The organism is Limnohabitans sp. Rim8 (assembly GCF_945869175.1).
In the GTDB taxonomy this organism is placed as follows: domain Bacteria; phylum Pseudomonadota; class Gammaproteobacteria; order Burkholderiales; family Burkholderiaceae_C; genus Limnohabitans_A.
Genome location: NZ_CAMBNZ010000002.1, coordinates 1 through 11,992 on the forward strand (window position 1 = coordinate 1; position 11,992 = coordinate 11,992).

The 11,992-nt window shown below is 60.7% G+C and carries 15 protein-coding genes; 11 read left to right on the plus strand and 4 right to left on the minus strand.

Annotated elements, in window-relative coordinates; all coding sequences use genetic code 11:
• The 11 genes from Q0O19_RS00400 to Q0O19_RS00450 form a co-directional block, all read left to right on the plus strand.
• The coding region (locus tag Q0O19_RS00400) for a CoA transferase (protein ID WP_295518801.1) at nucleotides 1-583 on the plus strand (583 nt) is incomplete at its 5' end.
• A 1-nt stretch (nucleotide 584) separates the two neighbouring features.
• Nucleotides 585-1,466, plus strand: coding sequence for a 3-hydroxyacyl-CoA dehydrogenase NAD-binding domain-containing protein (locus tag Q0O19_RS00405; RefSeq protein ID WP_295518804.1), 882 nt, complete (start codon nucleotides 585-587; stop codon nucleotides 1,464-1,466).
• A 27-nt stretch (nucleotides 1,467-1,493) separates the two neighbouring features.
• Complete coding sequence (locus Q0O19_RS00410) at nucleotides 1,494-2,252, plus strand: SDR family oxidoreductase (RefSeq protein ID WP_295518807.1); 759 nt, start codon at nucleotides 1,494-1,496, stop codon at nucleotides 2,250-2,252.
• A gap of 28 nt (nucleotides 2,253-2,280) precedes the next feature.
• Nucleotides 2,281-2,970 (plus strand): GntR family transcriptional regulator, encoded by a 690-nt coding sequence (locus Q0O19_RS00415; protein WP_295518810.1) that lies wholly within the window; start codon nucleotides 2,281-2,283, stop codon nucleotides 2,968-2,970.
• Nucleotides 2,971-2,998: 28 nt separating this feature from the next.
• On the plus strand, nucleotides 2,999-3,928 hold the full coding sequence (locus Q0O19_RS00420; RefSeq protein ID WP_295518813.1) for an SMP-30/gluconolactonase/LRE family protein: 930 nt from the start codon (nucleotides 2,999-3,001) through the stop codon (nucleotides 3,926-3,928).
• Between the two features lie 5 nt (nucleotides 3,929-3,933).
• Complete coding sequence (locus Q0O19_RS00425; protein WP_295518816.1) at nucleotides 3,934-5,076, plus strand: thiolase family protein; 1,143 nt, start codon at nucleotides 3,934-3,936, stop codon at nucleotides 5,074-5,076.
• Nucleotides 5,073-5,483 (plus strand): OB-fold domain-containing protein, encoded by a 411-nt coding sequence (locus Q0O19_RS00430; protein WP_295518819.1) that lies wholly within the window; start codon nucleotides 5,073-5,075, stop codon nucleotides 5,481-5,483. The genes Q0O19_RS00425 and Q0O19_RS00430 overlap by 4 nt, the downstream gene beginning before the upstream one ends.
• Nucleotides 5,480-6,265, plus strand: coding sequence for an enoyl-CoA hydratase/isomerase family protein (locus tag Q0O19_RS00435; protein WP_295518823.1), 786 nt, complete (start codon nucleotides 5,480-5,482; stop codon nucleotides 6,263-6,265). The genes Q0O19_RS00430 and Q0O19_RS00435 overlap by 4 nt, the downstream gene beginning before the upstream one ends.
• Nucleotides 6,262-7,116: an amidohydrolase family protein gene (locus Q0O19_RS00440; protein ID WP_295518827.1), complete on the plus strand. Its 855-nt coding sequence runs from the start codon at nucleotides 6,262-6,264 to the stop codon at nucleotides 7,114-7,116. Before Q0O19_RS00435 ends, Q0O19_RS00440 begins: the two co-directional genes overlap by 4 nt.
• A gap of 12 nt (nucleotides 7,117-7,128) precedes the next feature.
• Nucleotides 7,129-8,001, plus strand: a complete 873-nt coding sequence (locus Q0O19_RS00445) for an SMP-30/gluconolactonase/LRE family protein (protein ID WP_295518830.1) — start codon at nucleotides 7,129-7,131, stop codon at nucleotides 7,999-8,001.
• Nucleotides 8,002-8,117: 116 nt separating this feature from the next.
• Nucleotides 8,118-8,387: a BrnA antitoxin family protein gene (locus Q0O19_RS00450; protein ID WP_295518832.1), complete on the plus strand. Its 270-nt coding sequence runs from the start codon at nucleotides 8,118-8,120 to the stop codon at nucleotides 8,385-8,387.
• A 114-nt stretch (nucleotides 8,388-8,501) separates the two neighbouring features.
• Here the strand turns inward: Q0O19_RS00450 and Q0O19_RS00455 are convergent, their stop codons facing one another.
• The 4 genes from Q0O19_RS00455 to Q0O19_RS00470 are packed head-to-tail and all read right to left on the minus strand — an operon-like array spanning nucleotide 8,502 to nucleotide 11,986.
• Nucleotides 8,502-9,077, minus strand: coding sequence for a CoxG family protein (locus Q0O19_RS00455; RefSeq protein ID WP_295518835.1), 576 nt, complete (start codon nucleotides 9,075-9,077; stop codon nucleotides 8,502-8,504).
• A gap of 15 nt (nucleotides 9,078-9,092) precedes the next feature.
• Entirely contained in the window at nucleotides 9,093-10,286 is a 1,194-nt protein-coding gene (locus Q0O19_RS00460; protein WP_295518838.1) for a VWA domain-containing protein, read from the minus strand.
• Nucleotides 10,287-10,290: 4 nt separating this feature from the next.
• Nucleotides 10,291-11,202, minus strand: coding sequence for a MoxR family ATPase (locus Q0O19_RS00465; RefSeq protein ID WP_295518840.1), 912 nt, complete (start codon nucleotides 11,200-11,202; stop codon nucleotides 10,291-10,293).
• Nucleotides 11,195-11,986 (minus strand): xanthine dehydrogenase family protein subunit M, encoded by a 792-nt coding sequence (locus Q0O19_RS00470; RefSeq protein WP_295518842.1) that lies wholly within the window; start codon nucleotides 11,984-11,986, stop codon nucleotides 11,195-11,197. Before Q0O19_RS00470 ends, Q0O19_RS00465 begins: the two co-directional genes overlap by 8 nt.
• Between the last annotated feature and the right edge of the window lie 6 nt (nucleotides 11,987-11,992).

The window sequence follows — 11,992 nt, forward strand, 5'->3', positions numbered from 1 at the left end:
CATGTTGATGGTCGAGCCCATCGAGGCACAGGTTGAGTGGGGCTTTCCCATGCGGTGTGGCAGCCGAATCCCGCGCCTGGCACCCTGCAATGTCTACCGCTGCAAGGACGGCTACGTGGCCTTGAACGCGGCCCCACCGCGTATCTGGAAGCGATTGGCCGCGGTCATGGAAAACGCCGAACTGCGCGATCCCCAGCTATTCTCACTGGCCGCACGCCTGGAGAGGCAGGACTGGATCGACAGTGAGGTGGCTCAATGGGTATCGGGCAAGGAAGTCGACGAGTTGATCGAGCTGACCCGGCGCCATGGCGTTCCCTGCGCCAAGGTCATCGAGACGCTGGAAGAACTGATCGCCGATGAGTCGCTGGCCGCACGCCACATGCTGCACCCTGTCGAGCATCCCCGACTGGGCTTCGTGCCAGGCCTGAGTGCACCTGCCGTGCCGATCCTGACGGCGGGAATTGACGCACCAGCCTTAGCTCGCGCGCCCTATCTGGGCGAGCACACCCACGAAGTCCTGAGGCTCTTTGCCGACCTCAGCGACGAAGACCTGAACAATCTGGAAGCGGATGGGATCATCTGACATGGCACAACCCTCCATCCGCACGGTTCTGGTGGCAGGTGCTGGCTCTATCGGCATCGGAGTAGCGCGCTCCATGCGCAGTGAAGGCTACCGCACGCTCATCCTCAGCCGCAATCCCGCTCGCCTGCAAGGCCAGGTCGAGGGGGTGGAGCTGATCTCGCAACTGCCCGTGGAGGCCCCGGACCTAGTGGTGGAGTGCCTGCCCGAACTCATTGAGCTGAAGCACCGTTTTTACGCTGAGGTCGAGTCCGCATGGAGCGGCGCGCCCATCCTAGCAACCAACACTTCGAGCCTGTCGTTCGAGGAGCTTGCGCGGCCCCTTGTCCACCCTGCACGCTTCGTCGGAATGCATTACATGTACCCGGCCCACCAGCGCGAACTGTTCGTGGAAGTCATCCGCATCGCAGGCACGAGTGACGAGGTGGTCGAGTCGGTGCTCCAGTGCTTGGAGCGTTGCGGAAAAAAGGCGGTTGTTCTGAACCGGCCGGTGATCGGGGCCCTATTCAATCGCCTACAACACGCCTTGCTGCGCGAGGCCTACTACCTGATCGACCAGGGCGTCGCGACACCCGAACAGATTGACGACATGGCCCGTCAATTCATTGCCCCCCGCATGTGTATCACCGGGCTGTTGCAGCAAAAGGACATCAACGGCCTGGACACCCATACCTACGCGCAACGCAGCCTGCGTCCGATGCTTTGCAACGACCCGCAGCCCAGCCAAGTTTTAGAGCAGCACTTTGCGCGAGGCGAGTTCGGGCTGAAAACTGGCCGCGGGTTCTACGACTGGACCGGTGCCGACTCTGCGGCAATCAGGTTGGCGACCGAAAAGAATGTCGCACGCATCACCGCGTTGATCCGTCAAATCAAGGCCGGCGACTAAAGCCACCCACAAAGGAACGCATTCAATATGAAATTAGGAATCACCGGTAAAGTAGCGATCGTGACCGCTGCCAGTGGTGGTCTGGGCAGCGCGATCGCGCATGGCCTGGCCGCAGAGGGCGTGCGGGTTGTGGTTTTCTCGCGGTCGCAAGCGGCCCTTGAAGCACTTGCGTCTGACATCGAGAAGGAGCATGGTGTGCGCTCGCTCGCCGTGGTCGGCGATATGTGCGTGGCTGCGGACTTAAAGCGGCTGGTGGAGCTCACCCAAGCAGAGTTCGGCGGTGTCGACATCCTGGTTCTTAATACCGGGCGCCCTCCCTTGCCATCGCGCGATGCGATGGACGAAAATGACGACGCCCGCTGGGATCAGGCCTACCAGACCCAGCTCTGGGGCGCAGTGCAGGTGACTCGGGCCGTTGTTCCGCTCTTGGTAGCCAGGCGCTGGGGGCGAGTGGTGAACATCGGCTCTGCATCCGTCAAGCAGCCTATGCCCAAGCATGTGCTGTCCACGGTGTTTCGCGCCGGGGTCAGTGGTCTGATGAAACACCTCGCCAACGAGGTCGCGCAGCATGGTGTGACTGTCAACACGGTGTGTCCTGCATCCATCCAGACCAGCAGTTTGGCAAGCAGCTACAATTTAAACGAACGACTCAAATCTATTCCCGTGGGCCGCCTCGGACGGCCGGAAGAGCTTGCCGCACTCGTGGCCTTTCTCGCTTCCGACCTCGCCGGCTTCATCAACGGAACCAACTTGCAGATAGACGGCGGTATGGTCGGCGCGCTGTAACAAAAACAACCAACCATCTCTAAGACCCATGAACACCAAAACCAGGCCCGACGTCGATCAGATCATGCAAGCCATTGAGGACGATGTCGTCGCGGGGCGTCTTCTTCCCGGCATCCGCCTCGACGAGCGCGTGCTGTCGGAGCGTTTCGACGTGTCACGCACTCCGGTGCGCGAGGCGCTGCTGCGGCTGTCCCTGGTCGGCATCGTCGAGATGCGCAGGAACAAGGGTACGTTCGTCACTGAACCCACCTCGCAGCGACTGCTGGGCATGCTGGAGGTACTTGCGGAACTCAAGGTCTACGCAGCCTCACTAGCTGCGAGGCGCATGAGCGTGCCCGAGCGTCATGCCTTGGTGGCGTTGTCGGACCGCATGAAGGTTCTGGCCGATGCTAACGATTTGAAGAACTATTTTGCCCTGTCCAACGAGGTCCATGCGGCGATCTTCCAGGGCACGCAAAACACCTACCTGATTGAAACGGCGCGCAGCATCCAGAGCTGCATGTGCGCATACCGGCGGCAGCTGTCGGAGGCGATGCACCGGCCGCTGCTGACGTCCCTGGAGGAGAACCGCAACATCGTCGGTGCCATCTTCCGCGGCGACGCCGCCCAGGCTGCCCACTGGATGCGCGAGCAGACGGAATTGCGGCGCGAAGAGCTTTCCGACTTGATGCTCATGTTGACTCACAACGCGGCGCCACTCGAGCTCGAGCCTGCCTGAACGCAGGCGACCCCCAAGGATTCACGATATGTACAAGCTTGAAATACTCGCTACCGGACTGCGTTTTCCCGAGGGACCGATCGCCATGGCGGACGGCTCAGTTCTCTTGGTCGAGGTAGAGCCCGCCACGCTGACCCGCATCGACCGACGCGGCGAAAAATCCGTCATCGCCTACTTGGGCGGCGCCCCTAACGGCGCTGCAATCGGTCCGGATGGCGCCTGCTATATCTGCAATAGCGGCGGCTTCAAATGGCACGACGAGCCCGGCATGCTGCGGCCCATCGGTCAATCCGACCACTACACTGGCGGCAGCATCCAGCGCGTCGACCTGTCTACGGGCAGGGTCACCAACCTGTACGGTCGCGAGAACGGACCCGTGCTAAAGGGCCCCAACGACCTGGTGTTCGATGCGGCCGGCGGATTCTGGTTCTCCGACATGGGCAAGACGCGCGAGCGAAGCCTAGACCGGGCCAGTGTGTACTACGGCTTGCCGGATGGCTCGTCCCTGCAGGAAGTGATCTTTCCAATGATCGGCGCTAACGGCATAGGCCTTTCGCCCGATGGCAGCAAGCTTTACGTGGCCGAGACCATCACGGCGCGTGTCTGGGAGTTCGCGCTTGCCGGTCCCGGCCGAATCGACCCCAAGCCTTGGCCCTCTCCAAACGGCGGCAGGCTGCTCACCGGTTCTGCCAACTATCAGTTGTTCGATTCGCTGGCGGTCGAGGAAAGCGGCAACATCTGCGTGGCGACCATAATCCATGGCGGCATTACGGTGGTCGCCCCGATGGGCGGCATCATCGAGCACGTGCCGATGCCCGATCTGTACACAACAAACCTGTGCTTTGGGGGCCCGGATCTAAAGAAGGCCTTCGTCACGCTGTCGACCACCGGACAGTTGGTTGCCGTCGAGTGGCCTAGAGCAGGTCTACGCCTGAACTGGCAAGACCTGCCTGAGTAAGCGCGATGGCATCCGCAGTCTTGACTGTAGCTGTCGCCGGTGTCGGTACCACCGACTTCGGCGCACTGCACGCGCGCCGCGGTGAGTCGCGTTCTGCCTATGACCTAGGGATCACCGCGCTCGGGCAGGCCATCACAGATTCACGGCTGGAAAAGCAAGACATCGACGGCCTGATCTGCGTTCGCCTGCCGTCCTACCAGCAGTTCGCCGTACAGGCCGGGCTGGTTGACCTGCGCATGGCATTCAGCCTAGAGGGTACGGGACGCATGGCCGCGGTCGCGCTGCAGCACGCGGTTGATGCAATCCGCTGCGGTCGGGCGCGCACTGTGGCCATCGTCTACGGCAACAATGGGCAGTCAGCGGGGGATCGCTACGGTGGCGGCTTCGACGCAGCATCGCCGGCCGCCTACGACGCCGTCCACGGCCTGACCTCCGTGGGCGCGCAGGCGGCGCTCATGTACCGGCGCTATGTGCATGAACACAACGTACCACCTGATGCGCTGGCGGCCATTGCCATCAACGCGAGGCACAACGGCGCACTGAACCCGCAGGCCGTGCTGCGCACGCCGATCGACCGTGATGCCTACCTAGCTTCGCCCCTGATTGCCGAACCGTTGCGGCGCGCCGATTACTGCCTCATCGATGACGGTGGCGTTTGCATCATCGTGACCGAACTCGCTTTTGCACAAGCGCGCTCGCGGGCGCCTGTTCGCGTACTCGCCAGTGCAACGGCCACCGAGTTGACGCCACATTACGCCTCGCGGGATTTCTTTTACCGATCCTCGAGCCAGGTGGCGGCTCAGTTGCATGCCCAGAGTGGACTGGAACCAGCGGCGATAGACTGCGCCCAGGTCTATGACAACTTCACACCGATGGTGCTGTTCGCACTCGAGGGTTTCGGATTTGCCGATCAAGGCAGGGCAGCGCACTGGGTGCAGGGCGGGCGGATCGAAATCGGCGGCGAGCTTCCTCTCAATACCTGCGGCGGGCACCTCGCCGAAGGCTACATGCAGGGTTTCGCCCTGCAAGTCGAAGCCGTGCGCCAGGTGCGCGGCGAATGCGGCGAGCGCCAAGTAAGCGGCTGCCGCACTGCCCAGTATATGTGCGTCGCGCCAGTGCTTGGCGCCCAATTATTCTCACTCGCTTGACACGCCGCGCCCCACCTTCCACTCTGCCGGCGGTGACTTCCGCCGCCAAACAGCATTGGGATGACGCCCGCCGAGGCGTGCTCTCGATCCTGCGCTGCGAAGCTTGCGGCTACCGCTGGTTCCCGCCGACGGCAAACTGCCCTACCTGCCTTTCGCACAGGTTGGCGACGCAGCCGGTATCCGGCCGCGCCCGCTTGTGGTCCTGGACGGTGATTTGCAGGCAATACTTCAAGGATTTCCCACCCCCTTATGTGGTGGCCCTGGTCGAACTGGAGGAAGGACAGATGATCACAACCACCATCGTGCAGGCCCATCCCGAGACGCTTCGATGCGACCAGCCGCTCGTCGTCGTATTTGAAACCTTTGCGGACGGCACCGCCTTACCGCAGTTCCGGCCTGCGCAATGACTGTCACCACCGACACACGCGACGCAGTAGCCTGGATCACCATCCACCGGCCCGAGACGGGCAATGCCCTGCGCGGAGCAGACGTTCAGGCCCTATCGGCAGGCGTTAGCCAAGCCCTAGGCGATGCAGCGGTGCGTGTTCTGGTCATCACCGGCGAAGGCAACAAGTTCTTTTGCACGGGCGGTGACCTGTCTGAGCTGGTGCAAGGGCTCGCGGACATTGGCCTGCACATCCGGAAATGGCACGACCTGGTCGACATGATCGAGGCTGCCGAAAAGCCGGTGATCGCAGCCATGAACGGCCATGCGGTGGGGGGCGGCCTCGAGCTCGCGCTGGCCTGCCACCAACGCATCGCTAGCGCCCGCGGCCGGTTCGGCGTTCCAGAGTTGAATGCGGGCCTTTTCCCGTCCGCGGGCGGCGTTCGCCGGCTCACGCGCCTGCTTGGCGCCTCGACAGCGCTGGAGCTGATTTTGTCCACCGAGCTGTGGACCGCCCAGACGGCTCTGGCCAGAGGCCTGGTCACTCACATCTGCGAGCCCAGTGGACTTCTAGTGCAGGCAGGTGAGCTGGCGCGGCACCTCGCGACGTTCGAACCCAATGCGCTGCGTGCGGTGCTGGTGTGCGCCCGGGCAGCCGCCCTCAATATCGACAGCGTGGAGCTCGAAATCTCCTTGCTACGCGAGTGCTACCAGACCGACACTAACCGCGCTCGATTGCGCGATTTCCATCAGCAGCTGGGCCGGCCGGCCCAATCTTCCACAGACAAGGAATCGACCTCATGAACGACTACCCCGTCATCGACACTTGGTGCAACCTCTTCACACCGGCGTCCATGGAGAAGAACTACGCCGACAACCCAGAAATGGCCCATGTCGTAAAGCTTTGGTCCATGGGTGAGCGCACCCGCGGCTGGACGACCCAAGAGTTCTCCAGGATCCTCGATGCGTCCAACGTTTCGACCGTCATCATCCCGGTTTGGCAATCCTGGTCCCACAAGACGCAGCGCATGTTCTGGGACATGAAGGTCGAAGAGGTCGCGGAAGTCACGCGCGCCGATCCCAAGCGATTTAAGGGCATGTTCGGCATCAACCCCTACGCTCGCATGGACGGTGTTCGGGCGCTCGAATCTGCGGTACGAGACCATGGCTTTATTGCGGCCCAGTTGCATCACTACGGCTACAACCTGAACCCTGCCGACAAGGCCTTCTTTCCTTTCTACGCCAAGTGCGTCGAACTGGACATCCCGGTGATGATCCAAATGGGTCATTCTGCCGAGCTAATGCCCAGCGAGGTCGGACGGCCGATTCATCTCGACGAGGTCGCGCTGTACTTTCCCGAATTGAGGATCATCGGAGCCCACACCGGATGGCCCTGGGTCGAGGAGTTAATCGCGATGGCCTGGAAGCACGCCAACGTGTACATCGCCACTACCGCGCATCTGCCCAAATACTGGGACAAGAGTCTTGTCCATTTCCTTAATAGCCGCGGGAGGGGCAAGGTGATGTACGGAACGGACTTTCCGGTCGTGAATCATGAGCAAAGCCTCGCGCAGATCGAACAGCTCGGCCTGAAACCGGAAGCGCGCAAGGCCCTGCTTTATGACACAGCGAGAAAGGTCTTCAAACTCGATTGAGGGTGGCGCAGTATGCAAGTGCTTGAAGCCCGGTGCATCCTAAATGTGCGCAATGCGCTCGGTGAGGGTCCGTTGTGGCATCCCGTTGAACAGGCGCTCTACTGGCTGGACTGCATGTCGCGTGAACTTCTGCGCCACGTGCCCGGCCAAGAAGTCGTGCAGCGTTGGACGCTACGCGGCACCCCCGGCTCCTTTGCATTTTGTTCGGATGGAACGCTTCTGATCGTCTATCGCAATGGGCTCGCCTTCCTAGACCTCGCGACCGGCAGCGAAACGCCGATTGCGGCACGGGGACCGGACTTCGGCCTGGAACGCTTCAACGACGGCAAATGCGACTCACGCGGCCGGTTCTGGGTAGGCACCATGGACCGGGAACTGAAGGCGACAGTCGGATCCCTCTATCGAATCGGCTCGGACTTGCTGCCCTACTGCGCTGACCGGGGCGCCTTCACCCTGTCCAATGGCATCGCCTGGAGCCCTGACGAGTGCGTGCTCTATGCCTGTGATTCGCGGCCAGGCCGCATCTTCGCGTATGCATTCGAACCCGAGACCGGCACACTGGGAGAGCGTCGGGTGTTCATCGACTATGCGGGACGCAGCGGCCGTCCTGATGGCTGCACCATAGATGCGGAAGGCGGCTTGTGGGTGGCAGAGTACGATGGCGCTAGGGTCAGCCGATATGACTCCGATGGCCGTTGCCGGCAAGTGATCCCACTGCCCATTCCGCGACCCACTAGCGTAACGTTTGGCGGACCGGGCTTGGCAACTCTGTTCATCACCTCGATGAGGCACGGCGTCGATACTCAGGCCCATCCGGATGCGGGTGGCGTGTTTGCGGTAAAGCCCGGCGTCTGCGGGCTCCCGGCGTCGACATTTGTGCTCTGAGGACAGGCGGCCTTCTTGCCAATTCACCAAACCCATTTAATGGGTGTACAATAAATCACATGGATCTTGAGTTTGACGTGGCAAACTGCGCCGCATCATCAGCATGAGGAAAGCCAATGACCGAGAAAAAGCGCTCTACGTCCGCGCCCTGGATTGATCCTGATGACACGCCGCCTTTGACGGCCGAATTTTTCAAATCGGCTGAACTTTACGAAGGCAAGCAACTCACATCCCGAGGACGCCCCAAGGCCGCGATGACCAAAGAGCCCGTCAAGCTTCGTTTGGATGCAGATGTCCTGGCCGCCTTGCGTGCCAGTGGCGACGGCTGGCAGACGCGTATCAACGAGGCATTGCGCGCTTCCTTGAGATTGGCCGGGCAACTCTGAAGCGCCACAAGCCAAGCCGCCAAGACTTGCTTTCTTAAGGACAGCAAATTCGACCGTTGACCTTTACCCGTTGCAAATGGCTGGCCCCATCGATGTGCCCAGAGGAGAGCGCGCTCAACGAACCGCCATCGCGACCGCTGCCACCACAACCACCAAGCCCAAAGCCCAGGCCCACGACGGCAAACCCGCAGAGGCCTGCTGAGACGATGCGGTGGATTCGATGCGCACGGGCTCTTCCAATGGGGGGTAACGCTTTTCAAGCTCTGCTTCAAACCGCTTGAAGAAGTCTTCGGCCATGTTCTTGGCCACACCATCGACCAAGCGTTGTCCCAATTGCGCAATTTTTCCGCCCACAGAAGAGTGAACGGTGTAATGCAACTCACAACCCTTTTCCAATGGCTTGATTTCTACCGCAGCCTCGCCTTTGCCAAATCCAGCCACGCCGCCTTGGGCATCGAAATGGAGTTTGTAGCTTTGAGGGGCGACGATGTCTGTCAACTGAACACTGCCATTGAACAAGGCCGAGACGGGCCCCATCTTGATGCCGGCGGCCACCGTAAATTTCTGATCACCTGAAAGCTCAAATTTTTGACAGCCAGGGATGCAGGCCTTCAGGATTTCGGGGTCATTCAGAGCCACCCAAGCCTGTTGCTGGGTGACTTGAAGTGTGCGTTGGCCAGTCATGTCCATGGTGGGTGTCTCCTGTCAATATGAAATAGGTGCATGGCTTGAACGTTTCATGAGCTTGCTGATGGCTTGTGCAAGGTCTTCCAGCTTGCTGAGATTATGGACCGCGAGCATGCCATCGGCGTGCTGGTGCAAAACCTGCGCACCACTGGCCAACGGTGCGTAACCCTCAAAACGCAAGAGCGGATTGAGCCAAAACAGCTGCCTGCAATGCCTTTTGAGCCACTGCACTTCGGATTGCAAGTTGATCGGCACTCCGGTGTCCAGACCGTCGCTGATGAGCAGCACCACCGTTCTGCGCCCAACCAAGCAACGCTCATGGTTCTCGCGCAAAGTGGTTAAAGAAGCGCCCAAGCGGGTCCCACCAGCGAAGTCAGCAATCCGCTCGTTGGCCTCCTGGAGCATGCGGTCGGTGTCTTGGTGCTTGAAAGCTGGGCGCAGATCTGTGAGGTCGGTGCCAAAAGCAAAGACAGCGCGTGGGTGAGCCTTTGTTGCTTGGTGCAAAAAGGCCAAGAGCAATCGGGCGTAGCGCTCCATGGACCCGGAAATGTCCACCAATACCAGCAGGGGCAAGGCCTGTGGTTGCCGCGCACGTTGGGGCAACCAGAGCAACTCGCCTTCTGAGCGGCCCGCGAGCCGCATGGCTGCGGGCCAATGCGGGCGCTGACCGCGCAGACCCGCACGGGTGCGCCGGCCTGGCACCGGGGCCAAAGACAATGGAATGTCGCGAACCAAGCGTTCAATCAGTCGAAACTCACTGGCGTTCAGTGTCGCAAAGTCTGCATGCTGCAGCCGCTGGCGGTCACTGGCGGTCATGGCCGCATCGAGTTGAATTTCACTTTCTTGGCGTGGGCCGCCTTCGGTTTTCTTGGGGGCAGCCAAGGCCTCTTGTACCCTGGCTTTGCGAGAAGGTGGCTGGCCTTGGCGCACTTTGGGCAACATTTGAGCCAGCAGTTGTTGCGCCAGTTCAGGGTTTCTGAACAAGGCGGAAAACAACTGGTCAAAAACCTCGATGTCTTGTTGGCGGTTGATCAACACAGAACCCAAAGCCGCATGCAGGTCGTCTTTTCGCTCAAGACCCACAAGGCGAGCCGCTTCAATGGCCAGGGCCATGCGCTGGCTGTCGATGGGAACACCCGCCCTGCGCAAGGCACGGCCAAAACCAATGATGTTTTCGGGCAGCTTTCCGCTGCGCGCATCACCCAGTTTCATGCGCTCAAACCTGCTGAGGCGCAGGTCGCAGAAGTTCGTCGATCATCGGCATCAGCGCAGCCACATCTTCTCGTTGCTTGAACAAGATTCCGGCCGTGTCTTGGATCACTTCCGGATCCAGCGCGAGGGTGTCGAGCGCCACCAGCGCCTTGGCCCACTCTACGCTCTCTGCAATGCCTGGTGAACGTTGGAAGGCATTTGCAAATGGCAAAGAACGCAGGCGCGAGACAAATTCCGTAACCGCCTCGCTCAACAAGGGTCCGGCGTTGGGCGCCTGACTTTGCACAATCGCAAGCTCGCGTTCACGCTCGGGGTAATCCATCCACTGGTAAAGGCAGCGGCGTTTGACCGCATCGTTCAGGTCTCGCGTTCGGTTGCTGGTGAGGATGGTGATGGGTGCCACTTGGGCCTTGATCGTGCCCAACTCGGGAATGCTCACCTGGTATTCGCCCAGGTACTCCAGCAAGAAGGCTTCAAAAGGTTCATCCGCCCGATCAACTTCGTCGATCAAGAGCACGGCACCCGGAGCCGGTGCTTCCAAGGCTTGCAGCAAAGGCCGACGAATCAAATAGCGCGATTGGTAGACTTCCTGCTCGATCTCGGCCGCAGTCTGAGTGGCTTGCGCAGCACGCATGTGCAGCAGCTGCGCCGTGTGGTTCCACTCGTACAAGGCCTCGCGCTGCTCCATGCCGTCGTAACACTGCAAGCGCAGCATGGGCCGATGGAGCACCTTGGCCAAGGCTTTGGCCAATTCTGTCTTGCCGACGCCGGGTTCGCCCTCCAGCAACAGCGGCCTACCCAGCTTCATCGCCAGGAAAACCGATGTCACCAGTCGCCGCGGCGCATGGTAACCCACCCTCTCCAAGGCGTGGGTCAGTTCATCGATGCTGCGCAATTCGTGAATGGGTTCACCCATTGGCCTGTTGCACCGCCCGCTGAGTTTGCACCTTGATCAACTGGGCACGGAAAGCCGCTGAGGCATGCAAGTCACCATTGAGCTCATTGGCATCGATCGTCACGCCTTCCACAGCCTCGGCAGTGAAACTCTTGGACAAGGCCGCTTCCAGCCCTGCATGGCGAAAAACACCATTGCCAGCGCCGGTGATGGCCACGCGTACGCCTTGGTCTGTTTGCGCCACAAACACACCCACCAGTGCAAAGCGCGAAGCAGGTTGGCGGAACTTGGCATAAGCCGACTTTTGCGCCAAGGGGAAATGGATGGCCGTGATCAACTCACCTTCTTCCAAGGCTGTGGTGTACATGCCCTGGAAAAAATCATCGGCTGCGATTTTGCGTTTGTTGGTTTGCACGGTGGCACCGAGTGCCAAGACCGCGCTGGGGTAGCAAGCTGCAGGATCGTTGTTGGCCACCGATCCGCCCAGGGTGCCCATGGCACGAACCTGACGGTCACCAATTTGACCTGCCAATGAGGCCAATCCGGGAACCGAGGATTTCACTTCGGCGCTGTCGGCCACAAATTCATGGCGCGTCATCGCGCCAATGACGAGTGTGTTGCCTTCTTTTTTGATCCCGCTCAGTTCACTGAGACTGCCCAAGTCCACCAAACTGCCGGGCTGAGCCAAGCGCTGCTTGAGAGAAGCGATCAGGGTCTGGCCACCGGCCAACGCTTGGCCTCCGGCAGAGATTTTGGCCACGGCGTCCGCCAATGCGGCGGGGCGTTCGTATGCGAATGCGTACATGTTGTG